This window comes from Nocardia sp. NPDC051787, from assembly GCF_040681325.1.
In the GTDB taxonomy this organism is placed as follows: Bacteria; Actinomycetota; Actinomycetes; order Mycobacteriales; family Mycobacteriaceae; genus Nocardia.
The window spans coordinates 44033-69267 of sequence record NZ_JBFAYO010000027.1; the positions used below are offsets into that span (position 1 = coordinate 44033).

Below are 25235 nucleotides of genomic sequence, written 5' to 3' on the forward strand. Positions count from 1 at the left end.
GGGTCAGCCCTCTGGGGCTCGCTTGGTCACGAAGTCGTACGCCGCCATCGGGCCGAGCAGGCTCAGCTCCACGCGCTCTTCCCATTCATCGGCGAGCTGACTCAACGTCGCCTCCAAGTCACTCTGCTTGGACAGTTCGAGAAGAATCGCGAAGTGGGCCGCGTCCTCTTCATGGGTGGGTTCGCGTTGGTTGACCAGGGATGTGAGCGGCTCGAGCAGGGTGAGCAGCTGGCGGGTGTCCTCCGCTCGTTTGGCCGTCACCGCCTGATTGACTATCTCGCCCAGCGCGATCCTGGCATTCCGGGTGGCGTCCTCCGGCTTGTCGCGGATCTCGTCCCGCAGCCGCGCTGCCTCGGCGTTCTCGTCGAGCACCTCCCGCAGGATGGTGCCCTCGACGTAGCGTCCCTTGACCACGAACTGCGCTTTGCCCTCTAGTTCCTCCAGCGCGGCGCGGAACTCGTCGTAGTTCGCCTCGAGCAGTTCCCTTTTCACCGCCTCCGGGTCGGACATGACCGCTCCGAATCGCAGCGGCAGCACCGGAGCGACGGCCGCCGCGCCGTCGAGCAGCCGCGCGTGGGCAGTCAGGTCATCGGGTGTGCCGAATTGCCGATCGACCGCGACGTTACTGACCAGCGCGGAAATCTCGTCGTGCCGCACCACGTCGATGGTGCTCGGGGGGTCGCCGACACCGGCGGCCTGCTCCTCGGGCTCCACGTCGGCGGGCACGATGCCGTAGACGTATACGCCGGTGCGCTGAGCGCTCTCGGTTTCCCGTGCTTCGGTTGCATGCTGCGTGGTCATCATTCCTCCTTGCGCCTCGGCCGGGATACGGGCTGGCGTTTGTCCTCGACCTCGTCGAGGAAGCCCAAGACCTTCTCGCCTGCGGCCTCGAGCGCGCCCTTCGTCTTGTGCTTCGCCGCGCCGCTGGTGACGTCGCCGACCAGGTCCGTAAGGCCCTTCGGTTCAGCGCCCATTTCGAGCCGGTTGACGGCATCGGCGAAGCGCAGATACGTGTCGACGCTGGCCACGACGACCCTGGCGTCGATGGTCACAAGTTCGATGCCGACCAGCGATACGCGCACGAACGCGTCGATGACCAGCCCTTTGTCGAGAATCGTATCGATGACATCGGCCAAGCTGGACGAGTTCGGCCGCGCCATTGTGCCTGCGCCACCACCTCCGCCGCCTACAGGTTCGATAGTCATGTCCGGTCTCCTTGCCTGTCACTCTGTCGGCGTGCGGCGGTGCTGCGGTGCTGGGTCGCGGGTCGACGGCGTCGCTCGGGTTCCTCGGCCTCGGCCTCTTCTTCATCCCGCACGTCGTATTCGGGTTCTTCGGTTTCGGTGTCTTCGTCTCCGGTGGTGGCCGCCTGCTCCTCGCGGCGGGCGGTCTCGTCGTCCTTGACGACCTTGCTGTCGTGGATCTCGCCGTGCCAGCCCTCGACGTCGTCCGGGTGCAGTGCGCTCTGGGTCATGACGTGCCGCTCGAAATGTTTGAGTTCCAAGCGAGCGCGGCGGCCGACCGCATGCCACAGATCGGCGGTCTTCTCGAACAATCCGCCGGGGTGGTACTCGAGCACCAGGATGATGCGGGTCAGATCCGGAGTGATTTCGTGGAAGGTCACGGCACCGTCGATGTAGCCCTTGTGGCCCTTGGAGCGCCAGACGATCCGTTCGTACGGCACCTGCTCGACGATCGTGGACTCCCAGGATCGCCGGGACCAGAACACCTTTGCGGTCCACGCGAGTTTCTCGTCGGACACCTGCTCGACCTGCTCGACCTTCTTCATGAACTTCGGGAAGTCCGCGAACTGCGTCCACTGGTCGTAGGCGAGCTCTATCGGAACGCCGACGTCGATCTGCTCCACGATGTTCGTCAATTTCAGTTTCTTGCCGCCGGCGCCCTTCCCCTTCCCACCGGCCAGGTTCTGCTTGACTTCGTGGAACGTGTCCTGGACGGTGTGCTGGAGCTGCATCAACCCGCCGCTCATGGCCGCCTTGAGCGGCGATGCTCCGCCTGCGAGCTTCTCGACACCGGTTATCGCCGACAGCAGGCTTCCCTCTCCTTCGGCGTATTCGTTCAAGCGGCCGGCTGTGTTCGACAACTTGCCGGAGACTCCCAAGAGAGCGCGGTCGACCACGGTTCCGGCCAGGGTCTGCAGCGAATGCTGAAGGTGGCCCGCCGGGGTGGCTTCCTGGACTGCCTTCTGGGCCGTCGTGCCTGCGCGGGTGGCGACTCCGCTCGCCTGGCCTGCGGCGCGGCCGGCGGTCGTGCCAGCCTTTCCCGCGGCGCGCCCAGCGGTCTTGCCCGCCCTTTCCGTAGCGCGGACGGCCGTCTTGCCTGCCTCTCCGGTAGCGCGGGCGGCCGTCTTACCTGCCTTTCCCGTAGTACGGACGGCGGTCTTACCCGCCTTGTCCGCTGCGTCCGACAGAGATCTCGATGCCATCGGACTCACCTCCTCGTGCGCCGTATGGGCGCTTCCTCGGCCTCGGCACGAATCCGGCGCCGACGCGGCGACGCGGCCGTCCGATCCGGTGCACCGGACTTCCGGGACCGGGGCTCACCGGCACGCCGCCGGGTGGTGGATGCCGTCCGGCGTGCCGCGGTAGGCGCCCGACTCTCCTCGGACTCGTCCTGACTCTCCTCGGACTCGTCCTCTTCCGTCTCTCCTTCTTCTTCCGGGTACTCGTCCTCTTCTTCCGCCGGGTACTCGTCCTCCATGTCCTCGCCGGCGTATCCCTGCTCGTCCTCGGTCGTCTCGCCTTCGTACTCTTCTGCGCCCGATGGAGGTTCTTCGACCGTCTCGGGTATCGCGGCCTGGCGTTGCAGGCGGGCGTTCAATGCATCGATGCGGTTGCTCGCGGCGGTGACCGCCGCGGCCCGCATGGCGCCCATCAACTCCTCGCGGACCGTTTCGGTGATCCCGGCCAGCTCCGGCGACGATTTGAGCAGCGACGTCCCGCGCTCCAGCAGTTCTTGGGTCGGCCCCCCGCCGGAAGACCCGTACCGCCTGGACATTGCCGCGCCCGCCAGTGCCAGCGCCAGGCGCATCTTGCGCGTGCGGCCCAGCAGGTACCCGGCACCCACCCCTACAGCTATCTTCGCTCCGCCCTTCATCATCACTCCTTGTGCTTGCCTTCGGCTGCCGTTGCGGGGAGACAGCAAGACAGTCGAGGCGCTGTTCGCCCCACGTGCGGGTTAGACCACATCGCACTACCCAAACCTGGTCAGCGCATGCCGGGTTACCGGAGGAGATTCCGGTGTTGCCTGCGAAGATTCCGTCAGATCCGATTGCGCGATGTCTACCAGCGACTTACGAGTGTTCAATGTCGCCGACAGGGGCGAAAATATTTCTCGAGAAAGTTCGCGAACTACGTCGAAACCGTGCCGTCGGCTCCGACCGAAGGGTGACAGCAGGCCACACAGCAACCCGCAAGGAGCACATCATGTCCGTCAACACGTTCTTCTGGTTCGAGAACGGCGCCGAGGAAGCGGCCGATTTCTACGTCTCGGTGATCCCGAACTCGCGGGTGGTCGACATCTCGCGCGACTCCGACGGGTCGGCGTTCATCGTCTCGCTGGATCTGGACGGCCAAGCGATCACGATCATGAACGGTGGACCGGACCACCCGCTCACGGACGCGGCGTCGCTGCAGGTGGTCGTGGACACCCAGGACGAGGTGGACCGCCTGTGGGACGCCCTCACCGAAGGCGGCCACCCGGGTCCGTGCGGTTGGCTCACCGACCGGTACGGCTTGTTCTGGCAGGTCGTGCCCTCAGTACTGCTGGATTTGATGAGCGGTGACGATCCCGCCAAGACCATCGCCGTCGGCACCGCCCTGCGCACGATGTCCAAGCTGGACGTCAAGACGCTGCAGGACGCCTACGACAACGCCTGATACACGAAAACCCGCCCGGACGACGATGGCCGGGCGGGTCTTCGCGTGGCGCGACGGCGTTGTTCAGCGCCAGCGCTCGGGTGTGACCGGCGCCTCCCAGGCGCGGGCGTAGCGGTGCTTGTCGGGTGCGTCGGATTCCTTGCTGCGGTAGACCACGTAGGGCCGGACCAGATAGCCGACCGGCGCGCTGAACATGTGCACCAATCGGGTGTAGGGCCATAACCCGACCAGCGCGAGCACGACCAGGCCGTGCAGCTGGAAGGTCCACGGGGTGTCCACCATGAGCTCGGGCTGCGGGCTGAGGGTGAACAGGCTGCGGAACCAGGGGGAGACGGTCTCGCGGTAGTTGTAGGTGCCCCACAGCAGGTTGCTGCCCCAGGTGTTGAGCAGTCCGTTGTCGTCCGCGTAGGGATTCAGCTCGTCGCCGCCTGACGATCGTCGCTGCCCTGCCTTACCGCTTCCCGAGAATCAGCGCAATCGTGCCCGATGCCACGTGTTGGACTGTCATTGAGCGCGGACTCGAGGCGGGCCAGCGCAAATATGACCTGCGGCAGGCGGAGGACGATTGCCACCGCCACACCAGAGGTGAGCACGACCAGCCCGCTAAGCATCAGCCACGGAACCCGGCCCGCGAGGAGTACCGCGATCACAATCTGTCCAGTAACCGCGGCTAGCAGAGTGATCTCCAGCCCTGCGCCCAGTGCGGTAAGGCGCCGTCCAGAATCCTGCCGGATCCGGAACAACATCAACTCGCTGGGGTCGGCGCTGACGATGAACCGGCGGGGGAAGATGAATCGACGGTAGACGATGAACCGACGGGTGCCTGGAGCGACTGTGCTCTGATGGATCATCACTCAGAGTGCCGGGCAAGACCAGTGCGTTGAGGTTGCACACCTGGACAGTGGCATGGTCGGCGTGCGCGACTCCAAGAACCCGACCGGTCCTGCGCTGATCTTCACCCCGAGCGAGTGGGATGCTTTCACCGCTGGCGTCGTAGACGGCGAGTTCACTCGCTCATAGCAGTACTGCCCGAGCAAGCCCTGTGCCCGCGAATCGACGCGGTGCGGGGCTTCGTTCTGTGTATAGGACAGTTCCGTCCGACGCCCGGTGCCGTCGATGCCTGTCAATCGGCAAGCTGCTGCTCCCTCCCTCTTGCCCGGCGCTCAGCCGATGACTGAGGCAAATTCGCCACGTCTGTGTAACATGTGTGACATGAGTACCTACAGTCTGAGGGACCTGCGGACAAGGCTTGGTGCCATCGTGCGGGAGGTCGCTGCGACCGGCGACGAGGTCGTCATCACCGACAGCGGCACCGAAATCGCGGTGCTCATCAGCATGGCCGACTACGAGCGCCTGCATGAGCACGCCGACATCGCCGACGCCCTTCGATTGCGGCGGATGCGGGAAGTGCCCTTCGAAACGATGTCGATGTCGGAAATGGTCGAGGAGCTGGGTGTCGACCTGGCGACGGTTCTCGCGTCGTGAGGATCGAGTTCCACCCCGACACACTGAAGCAACTGCAGAGGCTTCCGCGCGATGTGTTCGAAGCCGCGCTGCAGGCCATCATCGGGCTGAGTAAAGAGCCGCGGCCCGCCGGTGCAAAGAAGCTTGTCGGTAGCCGTGATGATTGGCGGGTCCGAATCGGCCAGTACCGCATCGTGTACGAGATCGATGACGAAGAACAGTTGGTGACGATCTACACGGTAGCCAAGAGGTCCGATGTCTACCGCTGAACCGAGTGGAGGGCTTTTCTCGGTCGCGAAATGCCGCAGCCATGTGCAGTCGAGTGCTGCTGGATTTGATGAGCGGTGACGATCCCGCCAAGACCATCGCCGTCGGCACCGCCCTGCGCGCGATGTCCAAGCTGGAGGTCAAGGCCTTGCAGGACGCCTACGACAACGCCTGACACACGAAAACCCGCCCGGACGACGATGGCCGGGCGGGTCTTCGCGTGGCGCGACGGCGTCGTTCAGCGCCAGCGTTCGGGGGTGACCGGCGCCTCCCAGGCGCGGGCGTAGCGGCGCTTGTCGGGCGCGTCGTATTCCTTGCTGCGGTACACCACGTACGGCCGGACCAGATACCCGACCGGCGCGCTGAACATGTGCACCAACCGGGTGTATGGCCACAGCCCGATCAGCGCGAGCACGACCAGCCCGTGCAGCTGGAAGGTCCACGGGGTGTCCACCATGAGCTCGGGCTGGGGGCTGAGGGTGAACAGGCTGCGGAACCAGGGGGAGACGGTCTCGCGGTAGTTGTAGGTGCCCCACAGCAGGTTGCTGCCCCAGGTGTTGAGCAGTCCGGTGATCAGCGCCGCGGCCAGCAGCACGTACATCATCTTGTCGTTGCCGGTGGTGGCCTTGCGGACGGCGGGGACCGTGATGCGCCGGTAGAGCAGGATGGCGACGCCCGCAAGCACGGCGAGACCGGCCACCGAGCCCGCGCCGACGGCGATGACGTGGTAGGCGTGCTCGGAGATGCCGACCGCCGAGGTCCAGGACTCCGGGATCAGCACGCCGAGCACGTGACCGCCGAACACCCCGACCATGCCGAAGTGGAACAGCGGGCTGCCCAAGCGCAGCAGACGGCTCTCGTAGATCTGCGAGGAGCGGGTGGTCCAGCCGAACTGATCGTTGCGGTAGCGCCACAGGTGCCCGAGCAGGAACGAGGTGAACGCGATGTACGGCAGGATCAGCCACAGCGAGATCGGCAGATTCGGGGATGCGTTCATCGTCGGCCTTCCGATCCGTCGAACAGGGAGGGGTCCATCGCGAAGGGCTCCAACCCGACCTCTTCCTCCGGCGGTCCTTGCGCCGCCAGCTCGGCGATGCGCCGCCGGTCGGCGGTAGTGGGCGGCGGGAGCGTCGCCCCTACCGCGGCGAGCACCCCGGCATACGGAGAACCACTGTCGGACAGCGAAAGTCGCAGCAGCTCCAGCACCGGAACGTGCTCGCCGAGCAGTCGCTCACCGCCGATCGGATCCACGGTGGCGGCGAACTCCAGCAGCACCGGCAGATGGTCGGGCAGTTCTTCGTCGCCGAGTTCGACACCGGCGTGCCGGTAGGCGTGCTTGAACCGCAACAGCGCCATCCCGCGCTTACGGGTGTCGCCGTAGGCGTAGAAGGTCAGGTGCAGGCTGGCGCGGCGGCGCATGTCGAAGGTCTCGACGTAGCGGGCCGCGAGTTCCAACGGCGGGGTCATGCGCAGGTAATCGAGGCATTCGCTCAGCTGGGCGCGCACCTCGTCCGGCAATTCCGCTACCGCGGTGGCCAATTGGCCGACCATGGCGAGCGTCTGCTCACTCGGGTAGTCCAGCAGCAGCGCGGCGATCCGCCAGACCAGCTGCCGGTCGCGTTGCGCGAGCTCGACGGACGGTTCCGGGCGGCGGCGCAGCTTCAGCAGGCTCATCGGCCCGCCCCGCTGGGTGCGGAGGCCGGGTCATCGGCGTGGGCGCCGTCGCCATTCGCGCCCACGCCGATGCCCGAGCCATTGGTGGGCCGGCCGTTTGTCGAGCCATTGGCCGGAACACCGTTGCTCGCGTGCCCGTTGTGCTTGCCATTGGTCGGCACCAGCCCCTCGGTGTTCTTACCGTCCCAGTTCAGCAAGTTGATCCGGCCCGACTTCTCCTCCGGCGCCGCGCCGTTGGTGTCGGTGAGGTGAAACTTCTCTACCATCTGGTCGAAGGCCGTCATGCCCGGTCCGCCGTCGGTGTCCAGGCTGCACCCGGTGGCGAGCGAATCCAATTCGTGCGCACGCGCTCCCGCGCCGGTCGGGATGACATACCGGTGCTCGTACTTGGCGATGGCCAGCAGCCGGTACATCGCCTCGATCTCCTCCGGCTCCAGCCGCACCGACGGCGCGATCGAGGGATCGGGCTCCTCGCCGAGGTTCACCGAGCGCATGAACGAGCGCATCGCCGCCAGACGCTGCAGCGACGCGCGCACCGGCCCCACATCGCCCGCGGTGAACAACTCGGCCAGGTATTCCACCGGGATGCGCAGCGCGTCGATGGCGCCGAACAGGTTCGACACGTTCTCGCCGTCGTGCCCGGTCTCGGTGAGCACGTCCACCACCGGCGAGAGCGGCGGCACGTACCAGACCATCGGCATGGTGCGATACTCCGGATGCAGCGGCAGCGCGATCTGGTAGTCCACGATCAGCTTGTAGACCGGCGAATCCTGGGCCGCCTGAATCCATTCCGGCGAGATCCCGGCCCGCTCCGCCTCCGCGACCACGCGCGGGTCGTGCGGGTTGAGGAACACCCCGAGCTGGGACGGGTAGAGATCCTTGTCCTCGGTGACCGACGCGGCCTCCAGCACGGCGTCGGCGTCGTAGAGCATGACGCCGATGTAGCGCAGCCGTCCGACGCAGGTTTCCGAGCACACCGTCGGCATGCCGACTTCCACGCGCGGGTAGCAGAAGGTGCACTTCTCCGCTTTGCCCGTCTTGTGGTTGAAGTAGATCTTCTTGTACGGGCAGCCCGACACGCACTGCCGCCAGCCGCGGCACTTGTCCTGATCGACCAGCACGATGCCGTCCTCGGCGCGCTTGTAGATCGCGCCGGAGGGGCAGGAGGCCGCGCACGACGGATTCAGGCAGTGCTCGCAGATCCGCGGCAGGTAGAACATGAACGTCTCTTCGAACTCCAGCTTCACCTGGTTCGAGAGCTTCGCCAGCAGCGGGTCCTTGCCGACCTGCTCGGGACCGGAGCCCAGGTCGTCATCCCAGTTGGCGCTCCACGTGACGTTCGTATCCTGGCCGGTGATCAACGATTTCGGGCGCGCGACCGGCGTGGTGTCGGTGGGCGGCGAGGACAGCAGGTTGTCGTAGTCGTAGCTCCACGGCTCGTAGTAGTCCTCGACCGTGGGCAGGTCCGGGTTGGCGAAGATGTTCAGCAGCCGCTTGAGCCGGGACCCGGATTTCAGGGTGAGCTTGCCGCGCTTGTTCAGCGTCCAGCCGCCCTTCCACTTCTTTTGATCCTGGTACTGCCGCGGGTAGCCCTGTCCTGGACGGGTTTCCACGTTGTTGAACCAGACGTACTCGGTGCCGCCGCGGTTGGTCCACGCCTGCTTGCAGGTGACCGAGCAGGTGTGGCAGCCGATGCACTTGTCCAGGTTCATCACCATGGCCAGCTGTGCCATGACTCGCATGTCAGTACTCCACTTCCTGCGGCCGTCTACCGACGCTGTGTGGTGACCTCGTCGGACTCATGTCAGTACTCCACTTCCTGCGAGCGTTTGCGGATCGTGGTGACCTCGTCGCGCTGATTTCCGGTGGGGCCGTGGTAGTTCAGCGCGAAGGACTGCTGCGCGTAGCCGCCGATGAGATGCGAGGGCTTGATCATGATGCGGGTGAGCGCGTTGTGGATGCCGCCGCGCTTGCCGCGGCCCTTGGTGTCCTCGCCGATGCCCTCGATGCGCGGCACGTCCACGGCCCGGTCCTGGGCGTGGTACATGAACACCGTGCCCTCCGGCATCCGGTGGCTGACGATGGCGCGGGCGACCACGATACCGTTGCGGTTGATCGCCTCGATCCAATCATTATCCGCCACACCGATTTTCGCGGCATCGCGGTCGGACATCCAGATCGTCTGCCCACCGCGGGAGAGCGTCAGCATGTGCAGGTTGTCCTGATAGGCGGAGTGGATCGACCACTTCGAGTGCGGCGTCAGGTAGCGCACGGTGACGCCCTGTTCGCCGACCTCGCCCACCGAGGGCTCGCGGAACAGCGCCGTCATGTCCAGCGGCGGGCGGAAGATCGGCAGCTGCTCGCCGAGCTCGATCATCCAGTCGTGGTCGAGGTAGAAGTGCTGCCGCCCGGTCAGCGTGTGCCAGGGCTTGAGCCGCTCGGTGTTGATGGTGAACGGAGAGTACCTGCGTCCGCCGGTCTCGCTGCCCGACCACTCCGGCGAGGTGATCACGGGTACCGGGCGAGCCTGGGTGTCGGCGAAGGAGATCCGCTTGCCCTCGTGCTCGGCGGCCAGGTCGGCCAGCTTGGTGCCGGTGCGGCGTTCCAGCGCGTGGAAGCCCTCCACCGCGAGCCTGCCGTTGGTGGTGCCCGACAGCGCGAGGATCGCCTCGGCCGCGTGCGTGTCCTTGGCCAGCGACGGGCGTCCCTGCGCGACGCCGGACACCACGGTGCCGTTCACCCCGGCGAGGTACTCGACCTCCTGGTCGGGGTAGGTGGTGATGCCCTTGGTGGTGACGCCGAGCGTGTCGATCAGCGGCCCGAGCGCGGCCATCTTCTCCGCGAGCTTCGGGTAGTCGCGTTCGACGACCACCAGCTTCGGCATGGTCTTGCCCGGAATCGGCTCGCACTCACCGGCTTTCCAGTCCAGCACGCGCCCGCCCGCCTGCGCGGTCGCGTCCGGCGAATCGTGCTGCAGCGGCACGGCCACGACGTCCTTGCGCTTGCCCAGGTGCTTTTCGGCCATCCAGGAGAAGCCGCGCGCGATCCGGTGGAAGGCGTCGAAGTCGGTCTTCGCCTCCCAGGGCGGCGAGATGGCCGGGGAGAAGGCGTGCACGAACGGGTGCATGTCGGTGGAGGACAGGTCGTGCTTTTCGTACCAGGTGGCGGCGGGCAGCACGATGTCGGAGAACAGCGTGGTGCTGGTCATCCGGAAGTCCAGCGACAGCAGCAGGTCCAGCTTGCCGGTGGCGGCGGTCTCGCGCCAGGTCAGCTCTTGGGGCCGCACACCGGTCGCGTCGGTGGTCTGCAGGTTGGAGTCGGCGCCGAGCAGGTGGCGCTGGAAGTACTCGTTGCCCTTGCCGGAGGAGCCGAGCAGGTTCGCCCGCCACACGGTCAGGCAGCGTGGGAAGTTCTCCGGCGCGTCCGGGTCCTCGCAGGCGAACCGCAGGTCGCCGGACTTCAGCCCGTCCACCACGTGCTCGGGCGCGGTCTTGCCCGCGGCCTCGGCCTCATCCACCAGATCGAGCGGATTGCGGTCGAAAGTCGGGTAGCTCGGCATCCAGCCCAGCCGGGTGGCCAGCGCGATATTGTCGGCGGCCGTGCGACCGGCGAACTTCCCGGCGCCCAGCGGGGAGGCGAACGACTCCGCGGTGAACGGGTCGTAGCGCCACTGGTCGTTGGTCAGATACCAGAACACCGTGCCCTGCATCTGCCGCGGCGGACGCTGCCAGTCCAGCCCGAAGGCCAGCGTGGACCATCCGGTGACCGGGCGGCACTTCTCCTGGCCGACGTAATGCGCCCAGCCGCCGCCGTTCACGCCCTGGCAGCCGGTCAGCAGGGTCAGGGTGAAGAACGCGCGGTAGATCTGATCGGAGTGGAACCAGTGGTTGGTCCCCGCGCCCATCAGGATCATCGACCGGCCGCCGGAGCGGTCGGCGTTGTCGGCGAACTCCCGCGCGATGCGCTGGGCCTGCACGGCGGGCACGCCGGTGATGGCCTCCTGCCAGGCCGGGGTGTAGGGCTCGGCCGCGTCGTCGTAGTCGCTCGGCCAGGTACCGGGCAGGCCGTCGCGGCCGACGCCGTACTGGGCAAGCAGCAGATCGAAGACCGTGGTCACGCGCTTGCCCGCGACCGTCGTGGTCGGCACGCCGCGGGTGAGCACGCCGGGAGTGTCGCTGTCGAAGCGGGGAATCTGTACGGCCGCAGCGTCGTCGGTGCGACCGTACAGAGTCAGCAGGGGATCGACGTCCCCGAGATCGAGGTTCCACTTTCCGGCGCCCGCTTCGCCGAAGCGATGGCCGAGCGACCCGTTGGGCACCACCGGCTGCGCCTCGTCATTCAGCAGCACCGTCTGGAACTGCACGTTCTCCCCGGTGTGGCCGAGGTCGGCCGCGGTGAGGAACTTTCCGGGCACATATGACCCGTCGCGCTCATCCAACGTGATGAGGAACGGCAGATCGGTGTAGCGCTTGATGTAGTCGAGGAACCGCGGCGTCGACTTCTCGACGAAGAACTCCTTCAGCACCACGTGGCCCATCGCCATGGCCAGGGCCGCGTCGGTGCCGGGACGCGCGGGCACCCACTCGTCGGCGAACTTGGTGTTGTCGGCGTAGTCGGGGGAGACCACCACCACCTTCTGGCCTCGGTAGCGCGCCTCGGTCATGTAGTGCGCGTCCGGCGTCCGGGTGACCGGCACGTTCGAGCCCCACATGATGAGGTAGCCCGCGTCGAACCAGTCCGCGGACTCCGGCACGTCGGTCTGGTCGCCGAACACCTGCGGCGAGGCCACCGGCAGGTCGGCGTACCAGTCGTAGAACGACAGCATGGACCCGCCGAGCAGCGAGATGAACCGGGCGCCGACGGCATGGCTGACCATCGACATGGCCGGAATCGGCGAGAACCCGGCGACGCGGTCCGGTCCGTACTGCTTGATCGTGTAGACGTGTGCGGCGGCGGCGATTTCGGCCGCCTCCCACCATTCGGCGCGGACGAATCCGCCCTTGCCTCGCGCGGCCTTGTAGCTGCGCGCCTTCTCGGGATCTTCGACGATCTCGCCCCAGGCCAGCACCGGGTCCTTGAGCCGGGACTTGGCTTCCCGGTACAACTCCAGCAGCATGCCGCGCACGTAGGGGTAGCGAACTCGGGCGGGCGAGTAGGTGTACCAGGAGAAGGACGCGCCGCGGGGACAGCCGCGGGGCTCGTACTCCGGCTTGTCGGCGCCGACGGACGGGTAGTCGGTCTGCTGCGATTCCCAGGTGATCACACCGTCTTTGACGTAGATCTTCCAGGAGCACGACCCCGTGCAGTTCACGCCATGCGTCGAGCGCACCACCTTGTCGTGCGACCAGCGGTCCCGGTAGAACTCGTCGGCGCTGCGACCGCCGACCTTGTGCAGCGTCCGCTGGTCGGACGACACCTCGCCCCGGTGGAAGTATTTCCCCAGCCGCAGGAGGGCGTCCCCGGCGTCGGTGGCCGGGGCGGAGGATACGCGACCCCGGGTACGCGAATTAACCACGACGTCCCCTTCGAGCTGTGCAAATCGGGCTGATGTTTCGACTGTAAGGAGACGTCGACGGCTCGCCAAACAACTCTCTCACAGCCCATTCGAGCGCGTGGTGAGTTGTGAGATCGGCGCAACGTGGTGGTCACGGTGGCGCGGTGCCGCCGAGACGCGCCTGACGATACGACCAGGGCGGATGCGCGATGACCTGGTCAAAAGCGGCTCGGAGGGAGTGGATCGCCGAGGGGTCGGTGATGCTTTGGAAACGACCGGTTCTCTCGCGCTTTACATTTGTTAACACGACTGAACAGCCCTCGGCGGTGCTGGTTTTACCCGTTTCCGGCTGCCTCCGTGGAGCGTTGCGGGCCACATTCAGTTGCCTGGATCACAATTCGCGGAGAGTTTGCACGTGATCGGAAATAGCATACGAAAGGCATCGGTTCGATAGGGGGCATTCGACCCCGGCGAAGGGACTGTGGGGCACCCTGCTGGCTGGCGGCGCCGTCCCATACCGCGATCAGCCGGTCGCACGAGGACGGCATCGCCTCGTTGGCTACCTCACAGGCTTACCTGCCTGCGTCGTCGAAATCCATCACCCGGACGGTGCCGGCTCGACTGATCAACTCGTCGAATAGTTGGCCGTGGTCGGGCTTCAAGGTTGGGCTCCCGGGACGGGGCCGACATTGGAAACGATCAGGCCGCCAACGCGATACTCACTGCTTCCTGCGGGCTTTCGGCGACCTTTGACGCGATGGCAGGGTTTCCGTCAGCGCCCAGTAACTGCCACCCGCCGATGGAGATGAAGCAGCCCTAGCGGTGCGATCACGATCCACCGCTGGAGTACTAAGCGGGGCCTTCTCTCACTGCCTCTTTCTTCAGGTAGATGAGCAATTGGGCGGTATGTCGCGTCAGATCTTCGTCACCGCCGACAACCGTGGTGAGATCGTCTGGCCGGCAGGTCTTTTCGTCCGAGAGTTTCGCAATGTCGATGCATCGGGGAGCAACGCCCGCACGCAGGTAAGCCTGGAGCTTGTGGTGCCCGTCGATGACGAAGGCGACTGCATCGTCTTCGTCCTCGGGTGGCGAGGCACGCAACGTCACGACAAAGGGGTAGGTGCCGGACCTGATCATGCGAACGTACTCGTCAACGGTGGCCGAGGCGCGTGGCGGCCACTCGTCGGTCGGTAGCAACACCGTTCCCTTGCCATCAGTGGTGATACCCGGGTACCAGGTGACCATCCGATTCGGCGGGAACGGCAGGACCTGGACGCCCTCGCCGATCCAGTGCCGGACGCCGTAACAGCCGGGCGCGAGCAGATCCAGCATCGTGCAGAGCATTGTGGGTAGCGAACGGGAATCAGGACGGCGTAGCCACTTCCGCAGCTTCCCCACCTTCACGCGGAATTTCGGATCGCCCGACAGAACGGCGAGCCGGTCGACGGTTCCGCCGCCCATGTACCCCTCGACGATGTAGGGCCGACGCATCAACCGCAGCACGCTGGCACCATCCGACCCGGAAACCGCAATAACGCCTGTCCCGGCCGTCATCCCCCCCACGGGGGTGTACTCGAGGCTCGGCTCCGTCTGCATCCGGGTGCCTGTCATCGGACCGGGTCCGCCGACGGCGATCATCACCGCAACCGGGTCACGCCCGAGCCGTTGGTATGCCTCCAGCTTGTGGTGGCCGTCGAGTAGATACCAGACCGGGGAATCGCGGTGCCCGAACACGACGAGCGCGGGGAAGCAACGCTGCGCCTCCATCTGCTGCCGATAGGCGGTGACGGCGGGTCGGTCCGGCGGCGGCCAATGGTGTGTCGGGAGTATCGGGGTGGGTTCCGGACCGAACACATCGCCCGCGTACCACATATCGCCCGCGTACCAATGACTCGTCTCGGTCGGATGCGCGCCGACGATCTTGACATTCGGCAGCGTACCGATCGCCACGCCGTACTCGCCGGGAGCCAGCAACCGGAGCAACGGTCGTAGGGGCCCGACCGGGTCGTCGTCGGGCTCCACATGCCGCAGCCACTGTCGCAGCTCATCCCACTCCGCTGGTTCCGTCCACGCCTCCACCAGGTGCAGCGCATCAGGGTCGGGTTGGGGCACCAGGCGCCGGGCCAGCCATCCGAGCGAGCCGTGGTCGTCGCTGGAGTCGAACGCGATGGGGTCTCCGGCGAACGTCAGAGTGAACCCGTCATCGTCCACCACACCCTCGACAACCCCGAGCCCATCGGCCACCTGCACCGATCGGTAGCGGGGGTACTCCATGAAAGGCAATGCACCTCCGAACATCCTCGCGTCTCGGAGCCGCCGGTGGTTCAGCAGCGCACGGCTCGGTTTCGCGGACGGCAGCCTGTGGGTCGGCTGGACAGAAAACCAAGAATCTACCACGCCGATCTGATGTCCGACCTCACCATCTCTGGTAAGCGCTGCCATACCAGCGGAGTCCGGACCGGACACCGATTGCAACCAAGGTGCCTGGATCCGGCTTGTTGCGCAGGCACGATGCTCGTCGCGGAGGCACTACGCCGACAAATGCGAGTGGGCCATACGACTGGTCGTGGATGCGTACCAGTGCGGTCGGCTCGGCGAGCCAAGTCCTTGCGGCGCAACCCATCACGCCGCTACGGAGCTTTCAGAATTCGTCGGAGCAGCCGCACGAACCTCTGGTGTGAAGTACCGCTTCGAGATGCATCACCCCAGGCCGGGGCACCTGGTCCGCGAGCTGTTGCAGCAGCAGATCGACTGCGGTCTCACCCATGAGCCGGGTCGGCTGAACCATGGTCGTCAGACCCGGACGGGTGTAACGGGAGTATTCGATTCCGTCGAACGCGACTACCGCGAGATCGTCGGGCACCCGCAGCCCGGCATCGTAGGCCGCACGCAGCATACCCATCGCCTGCAGATCACTGGTCACGAAAACCGCTGTGGGACCACGCGAACCAGCCATCAGATCGGCCAGGGCGCGATAACCCGCGGCACCACCGAAATCCGTTCGCACTATACGTCCTTCGGCAAGTCCAGCCGCCGCCAACGCATTTCGATAGCCCAGCACGCGATCCTCAGCGGTCGACACGTGCGGCCCACTCAGACAGGCGATATCGCGATGCCCGTGCCCGATGAGATGGGCGACGGCCTGCTCCGCACCCGCGACGGAATCGCACATGACATGCGCGCAACGCTCCGGATCGATGACACGGTCCAGCGCCACCAACACCATGCCAGCCTCCTCACACGCGTCGGCGATACCGGTCTCCCACGACGACGAAATCGCGAGTAGCCCTTCGACTCTGCGATCGATGAAGGCGCGCACGTAGGCACGTTCGCGTTCCTCGTTCCCGGCGGCATTACCGACGAACAGCGGAAACCCCCGCGCGAAAGCCGCCGCCTCGATCACCGCGGACAACTCGGCGAAGAACGGATTCGCACCATCCGGAATCACCATGCCCACCGCATGCCCACGATTCATGCGCAGACTGCGCGCGGACATATTCGGCCGGTAACCGAGTTCGGCAATAGCCGCCTCGATCCGGGCCTTGGTCGCGGGCGCGACCTGCCGCGGTCCGCCATTGAGCACATAGCTCACCAGCGCCGGTGACGTGCCGGCCAGCCGCGCCACGTCGGCTCGTGTGACTGCCATCGGAAATCTCTCCTTGCTCCGACCGTCTATCGAAGCACTCCGCACAAGTACTTGACAGTCGGTGACTCGGGTCACAGACTACTCATCAACTCGCGTTGATCAACACGAGTTGATATCTGAGATGGATAGGTCGAACTCACGATGAATGCTCGATTCAGGCGTGCAATGGCGCCGCTTGTCCTCATCGGCGCGCTTGCCGCCGCTGCCTGCGGTCGCGGTGGACAGGACGGGAGCGACGGCGATTTCAAGATCGCGATTGTCACCCGGAACTTCACCAACCCCTACTGGGCGGCATTGCGCGACGGTGCCCTCGCGGAGGGACAAAAGCTCGGGGTGAAGGTGACGGTGCAGGCCGGGCAGTCCGAGACGGATGCCGACGGGGAGAACGCCCAGATCTCCACCCTGGCCGCGCAGGGCTACGACTGCTTCGGCGTGGTGCCGGTCAACGCCACGAATGTGATCACCCCGCTCACGCCGGTGGCGCGCAAGAACATTCCCATCCTCAACCTCGACACCCAGATCGATGCGAAGGCCTCCCAGCAGGCAGGGGTGTCGTATGCGAGCTTCATCGGTTCGGATAACCTCGATGCGGGCCGGATCGCCGGGCAGAAGATGCTCGAGGCGCTCGGCGGCACCGGCAAGGTAGCCATCCTGCAGGGCATCGCGGGGGAGCAGAACGGCATCAACCGCGACCAGGGCTTCACCGATGCCGTCGCGGGCAAGCTGGAAATCGTCCAGAAGGCGCCCGCCGACTACGAACAGGACAAGGGCCTGCAGGTCACCGAGGCGATCCTGAAGGCGCATCCGGATATCACCGGGATCTTCGCCGCCAATGACACCATGGGTCTCGGTGCGGCACAGGCCATCAAGAACGCGGGCCGGACCGGCCAGATCAAGGTGATCTCCGTCGACGGCATCCAGGCCGCCCTCGACGCCGTCAAGGCGGGCACCCTGACCGGCACCGTGACCCAATACCCGTATGCCGAGGGACAACTCGCGGTGCAGAGCTGCCTGGCCCGACACCAGGACAAGAAGCTGCCCGAGCGCGTGGTCTCCCCCATCGCCTTCATCGGCAAGGACAATGTCGATCAACAGATCGCAGCCTTCCCGCGTCCGATTGTCGCCTTCGACAACCCGGTGGAAGGGCTGTTGAACAAGTGACCGCCGTGGCAACCGAAGAACTCCGCGCGCGTGAGGGGCGCACGGAGATCCTCGCAAAGGTCGCCGAATTCGCCGCACCGATCGCGCTGGTCGTTTTGTGGGTGGCGTTCTTCATCGCCACCCCGAACTTCCTGACGGCGGACAATATCGGCGATCTGCTGGTCGCCTCGACGATCCTCACCGTGCTCGCGCTCGGTCAGCAGTTCGCGATCACCGTCGGCGGCATCGATCTGTCGGTCGGCGCCAACTTGCCATGGGCGGCAGCCGTTCTCGGATATCTGGCCAGCCACGGTTACCCGATGGCGGTCGCCATCGGGGCGGCAATCCTGAGCGGACTGTCGGTCGGCGTCGTCAACGGTGTGCTGGTCGGCCGGCTGCATATGACCGATTTCGTCGTCACGCTCGGCATGCTGAGCGTGCTCAACGGCATCACACTGCTGCTGACGCACGGCAATACCGAGGCCGTGAGTTCCCGCTTCCTGCAACGGCTCGCACTCGACGGCATCGGACCGCTGCGCTGGTTCTGGCTGCTGGCACTGGTGGCGGCGCTGGTGGTGGCGGGCATCATCTTCCGCACCCGGATCGGCACCCATCTGCTCGCCACCGGCGGACGACTGGAGGCCGCGCGCGACACCGGCATTTCGGTGAATCGGATCCGGCTGTTCGCCTACGCCATGTCCGGATTGCTGTGCGGCATAGCCGGTGTCATGCTGGTCGCCCGCAACGGCGGTGCGGATCCGTCGCTGCAGACCACCTACCTGCTGAGCTCGATCGCCGCGGTGGTGCTCGGCGGTTCGGCACTGTCCGGCGGCAAGGCGTCGGTGCTCGGCACCGTCTGTGGTGCGGTGCTGTTCACCTCGCTGATCAACGGGTTCACCATTCTCGGCATCTCGCAGTACTACCAGCCGGTCGCCGTCGGCGCGGTGCTGCTGCTGGCCGCCGGGATCGCCCGCTTCCGAAAGTAGGCCGAAGGATATGACGATTCCATTGCTGGAGGCGCGCGAACTCACCAAGTCGTTCGACTCGGTGCGTGCGCTGGCCGGGGTCTCGCTGACGATTCCCGAGGGCGAGGCCACCGCGCTGGTCGGCGATAACGGTGCGGGAAAGTCGACATTGGTGCGCTGCCTCACCGGCGTGCAAACACCGGATACCGGGCAGATCCTGTTCAAGGGCGAACCGGTGCGCCTGCGCTCGCCGGAGGACGCACGCAAGATGGGCATCGAGACCGTATATCAGGATCTCGCCCTCATCGACGATCTGGCCGTGTGGCAGAATCTGTTTCTCAACCGCGAGTTGGTGTATCCGCTCGGTGTCCTCAACCGCAGGGCGATGATCGCCCGCAGCGGCGAGATCCTGCGTGATCTGGATGTCGATGTGCCCTCCGTGCGCACCACCGTGCGCCGGATGAGCGGCGGCCAACGCCAGAGCATCGCCATCGCCCGCGCGGTGGCCTGGGGCAAATCCATGGTGATCATGGACGAGCCGACCGCAGCGCTGGGCGTGCGGGAGACCGCCGCGGTCGAGAAGCTGGTGCGCGGCTTGCGCGAGCGCGGGATCACCGTATTGATCATCAGCCACGATCTGGCACAGGTCATGCGGATCTGTGACAACGTGGTGGTGCTGCGGCGCGGCAGATCCGTTGCGGCACACCGGATCGACGAGGTAGACGGCGACCGGCTGGTCGCACTCATCACCGGTGCGGCACCCGGCGATCTGGAGGCCACCGCGACCGGAGCCGAATCGTGAGCGAGCGTCAGCGAGCGAACCGTCAACACAGCAGAGCATCGCTCGGTCATGGCGGAGCCGAGCGTCAGCGAGGTGCAGGCGTTGTTGTCCTCGGCTCAGTCAACCAGGACATCGTCTGTGAGGTGGAACAGCTGCCACGGTCCGGCGAAACCGTGTTGGCACTGCGCTCGCGAACCAATCTGGGCGGCAAGGGTTCCAATCAGGCCGTCGCGGCGGCGCGAGCGGGCGGCCGGGTCGAATTCATCGCCAGAGTCGGTCGCGACGCTGATCCCGGACTGCGGAAATCGTTGCACGAGTACGGCGTGGAGCTCACCGCCCTGCGCGAGGTGCAGGACGTGCGGACCGGCACGGCCTACATCACCGTCGCCGACGGCGAGAACCAGATCGTGGTCGATCCCGGCGCCAACTTCCGCTGGGAACCCGAACCAGAACTCGACACCATGGCCGAGGCCGAATTGCTGCGATCGGCGCGAGTCGTTGTCGCACAGTTGGAAGTGCCGCCGAATGTGGTCGAATGGGCCGCACGGCAAGCTCGCCGGTTCGTCCTCAATGCCGCTCCGGCGACGGCGCTGCCGGATGAGCTGCTGCGTCGCTGCCACCCGCTGATCGTCAACCAATCCGAGCTGTCGGCACTGACCGGGACCACCGCGCGGACACCCGAGCAGGCATTTCACCTGGCACGTTCGCTATGCCTGCGCGGGGTGGAGTCCATCGTGGCCACCTTGGGCGCCGCCGGGTCGGTGTGGGCGCACCGCTGCGATGTGCCCGCGCCCGTCACCGGTGGGTATCAGGCTGCGCCACAGGTGAATTCGGTGGATTCCACCGGCGCCGGCGACGCCTTCGTCGGTGCCATGGCGGTCGCACTCGCCGATGGTGTGCCACTCGGCGGCGCCGTGGCCTACGCCACTGCGGCCGGTGCGCTCGCCGTCCAGGCGCCGGGAACCCACGCCTCCTACCCCACCGGGGCCCAGATCGCCTCCGCGCTCGCGGCCATCCCGCCGGCCCGGCCACTCGCCTGACCCCCTCTGCCAGAAGGAACCGAACTTTGCGCACCAGTGGACTCATTCACGCCGAATTGCTCGCGGCGCTCACAGCGCTGCGCCATACCGACCTCTTCGCCGTCAGCGACTCCGGTCTGCCGACACCCGTCGGCGTGCCGATCATCGACCTGGGCATCAGCTACGGATTTCCCCGGTTCGAGCCCATCCTCGAGCTGATCCTCGACGAGGTCACCGTGGAAGCCGCCTGGGGCAGCCGCGACGTCACGGACCAGAATCCGGAGGCCGCGGCTCTGCTCAGCCGCCGCCTGGACGTGGAGTTGATCGACCACAACGACTTCAAACAGCGCATCGGGGCCTGCCGGTTTGTCGTGCGCACCGGTGAGGCCCGGCCGTACGCCAATGTGTTGCTGCGGGCCGGGGTACCTTGGCTGTAGTGCCGGAAAGTATGACGCGTCGTGTTGCGGGTCGCCGACCTGAAACAGCACACGCCAACCGTATGCAGCGCGATGCATCATCGCCGTCCGGAACCCGGCGTACATAGGCCCGCGAAAATGGTAGTGGCGCTGGGCGACAGAAGACTGCACCGCGGTCAGGGCTGATCGGCGGGATCGATGTCGGCGAACGTCTCGACCCAATGATGGGGTGGCCGTGGCGGATTGGGCTCGCCGGGACGGGCCAGTCCGACCACATGCCATCCTGCGGCGACGGCGGCGTCGAGTTCGTCCGGGTGGTCGGACAGGAACAGGATGCGCTCGGTCGGTACGCCGATAGCGCCCGCGATCTTCTCGTAGGACGAGGATTCGCGCTTGCCGCCTGCCGTCGACAGATCGAAGTACCCGCTGATCAAACCGGACAGACTGCCGCCGCGCGCGAAGGCGAACCAATCCTGTTGATTGCGTATCGATCCCGACGAATAAACGTACAGCGCGAAGCCCGCGGCATGCCATGCGGTGAGCGCGGGCGGCACGTCGGGGAAGAACTCGCCGTGCAACGCGCCGTTGCGGAAACCCTCCGCGCAGATCAGGCCCTGGGCGGCCTTGAGCGGTTCGGCCTTCACGTCCGAGTCCAGCCACTCGCGCAGGATCGCGGCGACCTCGGCGGGATCGGCGGCCGGTCGCCCGGCCAGCTCTCTGGTCGCGGCCAGTACGGGCGCGGCGGCGGCGCTGTTCTCGGCCAGCCACGCCGGAAGCCGTTGCCGGGTGTAGCCGTACAGGTCTTCGCGGACCGCCGCGGTGGGACTCGTGGTGCCCTCGATGTCGACGACGACGGCGCCGGTCACGACGCGGTCAGCAGCTCGTCGAGGGTGGGGAAGCCCGCGCTGATCTTGTCGCCGGTGAAGTCGCCGACCCAGCCGTCCTCCTCCTCGAAGAAGCGGATGGCGATGAAATCCGGGCGCTCGCCCATGTCGAACCAGTGCAGTGTGCCCGCGGGCACCGACAGCAGGTCGCCGCCTTCGCAGACCACAGCCAGGACCTCGTGGCCCAGATGCAGGTAGAAGCAGCCGCGTCCGGCGGCGAAGAAGCGCACCTCGTCCTCGGCGTGCCGGTGCTCGTCGAGGAACTTCCCGCGCGCGCCCTCGGCGATCTCGGGCCAGTTCGGGTCGGTGTCGTCGGGATGGATGCGGGCGATGTCGATGTGCTTGTAGCGGCCGGACTCGTTCAGCTCGGCGACGTTGCTCGCGTAGTGGGCCAGCAGGTCCTCGGAGGAGACGGACGCGGCGTTCTCGACCACCGGCCAGCGGCCGAACGTGATGCCGTGCCGGGCCAGTTCGGTGCCGATCTGTTCGTCGTCGGTGGTGTGGACGCGCACGTCGGCCGCGTTCTCGGCGGCCATCACCTGCAACAGGGTCATGTCAGTCCAATCTCGAGAATGTCGTCGCGGGAGCCGAACGCCGCCGGACTGCCGGTGCGGGACACCAGCTCGCACAACGCTTCCAGGCATTCGGCGCGATCGCGCGCCTGGGAGAGATTATCCCCCCAGGCGGTGATCCCGTGCCCGGCGATGAAGAGGACCGGGAGAGCGTCGGGGTGGTCGAACAGGTAGCGCTCGATGTCCGCGCCGATGCGCGGCACGTCGGGCCAGTTCGGGAACACGGGGATGTCCGCGGCGGCCGGATCAGTGCCGCCGAGCCCTTTGATCAGCTCGTAGTCGGTGATCCGAAGCGTGGTCGGTGCGCCGGGCACGGCCGAGCGGGTGGCCAAAGCGGTGGCGAATGGCGGATGGATGTGGACCACGGCCTGAGCGGAGCCGGTCCGGTAGACGGCGGTGTGGATGGTGGTCTCCGCCGACGGTTTGCGCCCATGGTCGGACACCGGCGCCGAATCCGCGACCCGCACGGTCACCATGTCGCGTTCGGTGAGTTCGCCTTTGGACAGGCCGCTGCCGGTGACGACGGCGGTCGCGCCGGTGCGCACCGAGATGTTGCCCGCCGTGCCGGGCATCCATCCGCGCCGGTAGAGCTCGCGGGCGACTTCCGCGATCGCGGCGCCGTGTGATGGATCGGGCCGGAGCTCGCGGGAGCTGTCCGCGATTGCCGCGCCGTGTGGTGGATCGGATCGCAGCTCGCGGGGGATGTCCGCGATCGCCGCGCCGTGGGAAGGATCATTGCGGTGCACCACGCCGTTCTCCGTGACGACCGCGGTCACCAGCTCACCCGGCGTCACGTCGAACGCCGGATTGAAGACCTCGGTCCGCGCGGGAGCCGTTGCCACACCGCCGAATCCGGTGACCTCATGTGCCGCGCGTTCCTCCACGACGATCTCGCGGCCGGTGGCCATATCGGGGTCGCGGGTCGACTCCGGAGCGACCACGACGAACGGGATGCCGTGGTGCCGGGCGGCCAGCGCCAGACCGTAGGTGCCGATCTTGTTGGCGACGTCGCCGTTGGCGGTGACCCGATCGGCGCCCACCAGCACGCAGTCGACCTGCCCGGTCGCCATCGCCCAAGCGGCGGCGGAGTCGATGGTCAGCCGGTGCGGGATGCCCGCCTCGGCCAGTTCCCAGGTGGTCAGGCGCGCGCCCTGTAACAGCGGGCGGGTCTCGTCGACCAGCACCTGCTCGATCGCGCCGCGCTCGGACAGCACCCGCAGCGTGCCGATGGCGGTGCCGAACGCGCTGGTCGCGAGCCTGCCGGTGTTGCAGTGGGTGAGTACCCGCAGCGGCCGGTCGGGGCACAGGCGCTGCACCAGGTCGGCGGCGTTGGTGGCGGCGGCCCGGTTGACCCGCCCGTCCTCGGCCAGCATGTCCAGCGTTTCGGCGAGCACCACGTCCGCGCCTTCGGCCACCTTCGCGCGGACTCGCCGCACCGCCCATGCCAGGTTGACGGCGGTCGGGCGCGCGGCGGCGATCCGGTCCGCCTCGGCCTGGACCGCCGCTTCGTCGACCACGCCCGCGACGGTGTGCGCGGCGGTGGCGATGACCACGCCGAACGCCCCCGCGATGCCGATGGCGGGCGCGCCGCGGATGGCCAGCGTCTCGAGCGCGTCGATGACTTGATCGACCGTGCTCAGCCGCAGTTCCCGCACCTCGTGCGGCAGCGCGCGCTGGTCGATGGTGACGAGCGCACCGTCGTCCCAGAGCAGAGAGCTGTCGTCCATCAGGCGCATCCTTCGTCGCGTCGAGCAGGGTCGTGCCTGGTCAACGGTATCGGACGGCGCTGGATGGAACGCAATCGCGTCAGGCTGCCCCCAGCGCGTCGGCGCGCAGCTTCGCAGCGCGTTCGCGCGGGTCGTAGTCGGGGCCGACGCCCTCGATCAGCAGCAGATCGCCGTCGATGTGATCGGCGCGCAGCGGCAGGATCTCCTGGTAGGCGGGCGAGTGGTACCACTCCCGCGCCTCGGTCATGCCGGGGAACTCGATCAGCACCATGCTGCCGGGCCAGCTGCCTTCCACGACCTCTGCCGGGGGTCCGTGGATGAGGAAACGACCGCCGAACGGGTCCAACGTGGCCTGAATGCGTTCCAGGTACTCGAGAATGTCGGGGTGGGGCCTGCGATTGCGCAGGTGGGCGAAGCCATAGGCGGGCATGGCGTTCCTTCGTTCGAAGATGCCGGGGATGGCGTCGAACCGACCGTAGGTCCGCGCTGCGTGGGGCGGCAATTACCGCCGTGGTAAGCGGCGAACAGACCGCGGCCGCCGGCCCCGGGAGGAGAGGGGACCGGCGGCGCGTCGTGGCGCAGATCAGCTGTAGCGGCGGTCCTGCTCGCCGCGCCGGTCGGCCTCGGGCTTGCTGCCGCGACGGCCTTCCGGGTTCGCGCCTTCGGGCATGCCCTGCTCCTGGCGCTGTTGCTGCTGCTGCCTCGGCATCTGCTTCGGCATTTTCTTAGGCGTTTTCTTCGACTTTTCAGCCATCTCCACTCGGTCCTTTCCGGGGGATTGATATTCGCCTAACGATCACACGATAGCGAGCGGATATGGCTTGTGGGAAGAGAAAGTGAAAAATATGGCCCTTAGCGGCCGCTCCTTTGTATATCCCCAAGTAGAAGCACTGTTGAGGGCGGTATTCGGCAGCGAATGCGGCTTCGCTGGCGGCGCATGATACATTTTCTGCGGCCTCTCGGTAGGCGCTCTACCGAAATGTAATCAGGAACAATCAGACCCTCTCGTGGAAAGAGTTTTGCGGTGCCGATATGGTCTTGAACTTCGGTTAATTCGCGCATATCGCGGCGAATTCAATTCTGCTGCCGTGGTGCATGCGATCATCTGCCGCGACAACGGTCACGGGCACGCGAAACCTCCAGTCGCGCAATGGCTTCCATGCGCCTCGCGGCCCGCGAGCCGAGGGCGATGACCGGTACCTTCTGGACGCGGGGCTGGAAGGTCGAGTGGCACAGCAAGTTCCGTCCTCCTCGGCCGTCATGTATCGCACTGGTCCCGCTGGACCT

Annotated in this window: 26 protein-coding genes and 1 pseudogene; 10 read left to right on the forward strand and 17 right to left on the reverse strand. The window is 66.5% G+C overall.

Annotation, left to right across the window (positions count from 1 at the left end):
- Positions 1–3: 3 nt before the first annotated feature.
- The 4 genes from AB0M45_RS25330 to AB0M45_RS25345 are packed head-to-tail and all read right to left on the reverse strand — an operon-like array spanning position 4 to position 3117.
- Positions 4–801, reverse strand: coding sequence for a GvpL/GvpF family gas vesicle protein (locus AB0M45_RS25330; RefSeq protein WP_364334007.1), 798 nt, complete (start codon positions 799–801; stop codon positions 4–6).
- Positions 801–1205 carry a gas vesicle protein GvpJ gene (gvpJ, locus tag AB0M45_RS25335; RefSeq protein ID WP_364334010.1) on the reverse strand — a complete coding sequence of 135 codons (405 nt, stop codon included), beginning with the start codon at positions 1203–1205 and terminating at the stop codon, positions 801–803. The genes AB0M45_RS25330 and gvpJ overlap by 1 nt, the downstream gene beginning before the upstream one ends.
- On the reverse strand, positions 1202–2446 hold the full coding sequence (locus AB0M45_RS25340; protein ID WP_364334013.1) for an SRPBCC family protein: 1245 nt from the start codon (positions 2444–2446) through the stop codon (positions 1202–1204). Before AB0M45_RS25340 ends, gvpJ begins: the two co-directional genes overlap by 4 nt.
- A gap of 5 nt (positions 2447–2451) precedes the next feature.
- Positions 2452–3117: a hypothetical protein gene (locus AB0M45_RS25345; protein ID WP_364334016.1), complete on the reverse strand. Its 666-nt coding sequence runs from the start codon at positions 3115–3117 to the stop codon at positions 2452–2454.
- A 329-nt stretch (positions 3118–3446) separates the two neighbouring features.
- Between AB0M45_RS25345 and AB0M45_RS25350 the strand changes: the two genes are divergently transcribed.
- Positions 3447–3899, forward strand: a complete 453-nt coding sequence (locus AB0M45_RS25350; RefSeq protein ID WP_364334019.1) for a VOC family protein — start codon at positions 3447–3449, stop codon at positions 3897–3899.
- 63 nt (positions 3900–3962) lie between these two features.
- On the opposite strand, the pseudogene AB0M45_RS25355 reads toward AB0M45_RS25350, so the two are convergent.
- Together AB0M45_RS25355 and AB0M45_RS25360 are read right to left on the reverse strand one after the other, a co-directional pair.
- Positions 3963–4292: pseudogene (locus tag AB0M45_RS25355) on the reverse strand (respiratory nitrate reductase subunit gamma); the annotation flags it as partial.
- A 20-nt stretch (positions 4293–4312) separates the two neighbouring features.
- Positions 4313–4750, reverse strand: a complete 438-nt coding sequence (locus AB0M45_RS25360; RefSeq protein WP_364334022.1) for a hypothetical protein — start codon at positions 4748–4750, stop codon at positions 4313–4315.
- Here AB0M45_RS25360 and AB0M45_RS25365 point away from each other — a divergent pair.
- The 4 genes from AB0M45_RS25365 to AB0M45_RS25380 all read left to right on the forward strand — a co-directional run bounded on the left by AB0M45_RS25365 (position 4746) and on the right by AB0M45_RS25380 (position 5805).
- Positions 4746–4919: a DUF397 domain-containing protein gene (locus AB0M45_RS25365; protein ID WP_364334183.1), complete on the forward strand. Its 174-nt coding sequence runs from the start codon at positions 4746–4748 to the stop codon at positions 4917–4919. The genes AB0M45_RS25360 and AB0M45_RS25365 overlap by 5 nt on opposite strands.
- 192 nt (positions 4920–5111) lie before the next feature.
- Entirely contained in the window at positions 5112–5384 is a 273-nt protein-coding gene (locus tag AB0M45_RS25370; RefSeq protein WP_364334025.1) for a type II toxin-antitoxin system Phd/YefM family antitoxin, read from the forward strand.
- Positions 5381–5632: a type II toxin-antitoxin system RelE/ParE family toxin gene (locus AB0M45_RS25375; RefSeq protein ID WP_364334028.1), complete on the forward strand. Its 252-nt coding sequence runs from the start codon at positions 5381–5383 to the stop codon at positions 5630–5632. Before AB0M45_RS25370 ends, AB0M45_RS25375 begins: the two co-directional genes overlap by 4 nt.
- Positions 5633–5673: 41 nt before the next feature.
- Positions 5674–5805, forward strand: a complete 132-nt coding sequence (locus AB0M45_RS25380; protein WP_364334031.1) for a hypothetical protein — start codon at positions 5674–5676, stop codon at positions 5803–5805.
- Positions 5806–5868: 63 nt separating this feature from the next.
- On the opposite strand, the gene narI is transcribed toward AB0M45_RS25380, so the two are convergent.
- From narI to AB0M45_RS25410, 6 genes are all read right to left on the reverse strand, one after another.
- Positions 5869–6627, reverse strand: coding sequence for a respiratory nitrate reductase subunit gamma (gene narI, locus AB0M45_RS25385; RefSeq protein ID WP_364334035.1), 759 nt, complete (start codon positions 6625–6627; stop codon positions 5869–5871).
- Positions 6624–7304: a nitrate reductase molybdenum cofactor assembly chaperone gene (gene narJ / locus AB0M45_RS25390; protein WP_364334038.1), complete on the reverse strand. Its 681-nt coding sequence runs from the start codon at positions 7302–7304 to the stop codon at positions 6624–6626. The genes narI and narJ overlap by 4 nt, the downstream gene beginning before the upstream one ends.
- Positions 7301–9037 carry a nitrate reductase subunit beta gene (gene narH, locus AB0M45_RS25395; protein ID WP_364334186.1) on the reverse strand — a complete coding sequence of 579 codons (1737 nt, stop codon included), beginning with the start codon at positions 9035–9037 and terminating at the stop codon, positions 7301–7303. The genes narJ and narH overlap by 4 nt, the downstream gene beginning before the upstream one ends.
- Positions 9038–9108: 71 nt before the next feature.
- Positions 9109–12819: a nitrate reductase subunit alpha gene (locus AB0M45_RS25400; protein ID WP_364334041.1), complete on the reverse strand. Its 3711-nt coding sequence runs from the start codon at positions 12817–12819 to the stop codon at positions 9109–9111.
- A gap of 828 nt (positions 12820–13647) precedes the next feature.
- Positions 13648–15072: a hypothetical protein gene (locus AB0M45_RS25405; protein WP_364334044.1), complete on the reverse strand. Its 1425-nt coding sequence runs from the start codon at positions 15070–15072 to the stop codon at positions 13648–13650.
- 367 nt (positions 15073–15439) lie between these two features.
- Positions 15440–16444: a LacI family DNA-binding transcriptional regulator gene (locus AB0M45_RS25410; protein ID WP_364334047.1), complete on the reverse strand. Its 1005-nt coding sequence runs from the start codon at positions 16442–16444 to the stop codon at positions 15440–15442.
- 165 nt (positions 16445–16609) lie between these two features.
- Here AB0M45_RS25410 and AB0M45_RS25415 point away from each other — a divergent pair, with 165 nt between their 5' ends.
- Genes AB0M45_RS25415 through rbsD form a run of 5 tightly spaced genes read left to right on the forward strand, consistent with a single transcriptional unit; the run spans position 16610 to position 20786 of the window.
- Positions 16610–17605, forward strand: coding sequence for a substrate-binding domain-containing protein (locus AB0M45_RS25415; RefSeq protein WP_364334050.1), 996 nt, complete (start codon positions 16610–16612; stop codon positions 17603–17605).
- On the forward strand, positions 17602–18570 hold the full coding sequence (locus tag AB0M45_RS25420) for an ABC transporter permease (protein ID WP_364334053.1): 969 nt from the start codon (positions 17602–17604) through the stop codon (positions 18568–18570). The genes AB0M45_RS25415 and AB0M45_RS25420 overlap by 4 nt, the downstream gene beginning before the upstream one ends.
- A 10-nt stretch (positions 18571–18580) precedes the next feature.
- Positions 18581–19351, forward strand: a complete 771-nt coding sequence (locus AB0M45_RS25425) for an ATP-binding cassette domain-containing protein (protein WP_364334056.1) — start codon at positions 18581–18583, stop codon at positions 19349–19351.
- Positions 19348–20370 (forward strand): ribokinase, encoded by a 1023-nt coding sequence (locus AB0M45_RS25430; RefSeq protein ID WP_364334059.1) that lies wholly within the window; start codon positions 19348–19350, stop codon positions 20368–20370. The genes AB0M45_RS25425 and AB0M45_RS25430 overlap by 4 nt, the downstream gene beginning before the upstream one ends.
- A gap of 26 nt (positions 20371–20396) precedes the next feature.
- Positions 20397–20786 (forward strand): D-ribose pyranase, encoded by a 390-nt coding sequence (rbsD, locus tag AB0M45_RS25435; RefSeq protein ID WP_364334062.1) that lies wholly within the window; start codon positions 20397–20399, stop codon positions 20784–20786.
- A gap of 155 nt (positions 20787–20941) precedes the next feature.
- Here rbsD and mtnC read toward each other — a convergent pair whose 3' ends face one another.
- The 5 genes from mtnC to AB0M45_RS25460 form a co-directional block, all read right to left on the reverse strand.
- The gene (gene mtnC / locus AB0M45_RS25440) at positions 20942–21631 is read right to left on the reverse strand and encodes an acireductone synthase (RefSeq protein ID WP_364334065.1); all 690 of its coding nucleotides are present in this window, start codon (positions 21629–21631) and stop codon (positions 20942–20944) included.
- Positions 21628–22203: a cupin gene (locus AB0M45_RS25445; protein ID WP_364334068.1), complete on the reverse strand. Its 576-nt coding sequence runs from the start codon at positions 22201–22203 to the stop codon at positions 21628–21630. The genes mtnC and AB0M45_RS25445 overlap by 4 nt, the downstream gene beginning before the upstream one ends.
- Entirely contained in the window at positions 22200–23948 is a 1749-nt protein-coding gene (gene mtnA / locus AB0M45_RS25450; protein ID WP_364334071.1) for an S-methyl-5-thioribose-1-phosphate isomerase, read from the reverse strand. Before mtnA ends, AB0M45_RS25445 begins: the two co-directional genes overlap by 4 nt.
- 79 nt (positions 23949–24027) lie before the next feature.
- On the reverse strand, positions 24028–24450 hold the full coding sequence (locus AB0M45_RS25455; RefSeq protein WP_364334074.1) for a DUF1330 domain-containing protein: 423 nt from the start codon (positions 24448–24450) through the stop codon (positions 24028–24030).
- Positions 24451–24531: 81 nt separating this feature from the next.
- A complete protein-coding gene (locus tag AB0M45_RS25460) occupies positions 24532–24702 on the reverse strand; it encodes a hypothetical protein (protein ID WP_364334077.1) in 171 nt (56 codons plus the stop codon).
- Between the last annotated feature and the right edge of the window lie 533 nt (positions 24703–25235).

Coding starts and splice junctions, on each gene's coding strand:
- gvpJ (WP_364334010.1), bottom strand. CDS start 1,205: ATGACTATCGAACCTGTAGGCGGCGGAGGTGGTGGCGCAGGCACAATG.
- AB0M45_RS25370 (WP_364334025.1), top strand. CDS start 5,112: ATGAGTACCTACAGTCTGAGGGACCTGCGGACAAGGCTTGGTGCCATC.
- narH (WP_364334186.1), bottom strand. CDS start 9,037: ATGGCACAGCTGGCCATGGTGATGAACCTGGACAAGTGCATCGGCTGC.
- AB0M45_RS25445 (WP_364334068.1), bottom strand. CDS start 22,203: ATGACCCTGTTGCAGGTGATGGCCGCCGAGAACGCGGCCGACGTGCGC.
- AB0M45_RS25410 (WP_364334047.1), bottom strand. CDS start 16,444: ATGGCAGTCACACGAGCCGACGTGGCGCGGCTGGCCGGCACGTCACCG.
- narI (WP_364334035.1), bottom strand. CDS start 6,627: ATGAACGCATCCCCGAATCTGCCGATCTCGCTGTGGCTGATCCTGCCG.
- narJ (WP_364334038.1), bottom strand. CDS start 7,304: ATGAGCCTGCTGAAGCTGCGCCGCCGCCCGGAACCGTCCGTCGAGCTC.
- AB0M45_RS25350 (WP_364334019.1), top strand. CDS start 3,447: ATGTCCGTCAACACGTTCTTCTGGTTCGAGAACGGCGCCGAGGAAGCG.
- AB0M45_RS25345 (WP_364334016.1), bottom strand. CDS start 3,117: ATGAAGGGCGGAGCGAAGATAGCTGTAGGGGTGGGTGCCGGGTACCTG.
- AB0M45_RS25330 (WP_364334007.1), bottom strand. CDS start 801: ATGACCACGCAGCATGCAACCGAAGCACGGGAAACCGAGAGCGCTCAG.
- AB0M45_RS25380 (WP_364334031.1), top strand. CDS start 5,674: ATGTGCAGTCGAGTGCTGCTGGATTTGATGAGCGGTGACGATCCCGCC.
- mtnA (WP_364334071.1), bottom strand. CDS start 23,948: ATGGACGACAGCTCTCTGCTCTGGGACGACGGTGCGCTCGTCACCATC.
- AB0M45_RS25340 (WP_364334013.1), bottom strand. CDS start 2,446: ATGGCATCGAGATCTCTGTCGGACGCAGCGGACAAGGCGGGTAAGACC.
- AB0M45_RS25460 (WP_364334077.1), bottom strand. CDS start 24,702: ATGGCTGAAAAGTCGAAGAAAACGCCTAAGAAAATGCCGAAGCAGATG.
- AB0M45_RS25425 (WP_364334056.1), top strand. CDS start 18,581: ATGACGATTCCATTGCTGGAGGCGCGCGAACTCACCAAGTCGTTCGAC.
- AB0M45_RS25415 (WP_364334050.1), top strand. CDS start 16,610: ATGGCGCCGCTTGTCCTCATCGGCGCGCTTGCCGCCGCTGCCTGCGGT.
- AB0M45_RS25405 (WP_364334044.1), bottom strand. CDS start 15,072: ATGGAGTACCCCCGCTACCGATCGGTGCAGGTGGCCGATGGGCTCGGG.
- AB0M45_RS25360 (WP_364334022.1), bottom strand. CDS start 4,750: ATGATCCATCAGAGCACAGTCGCTCCAGGCACCCGTCGGTTCATCGTC.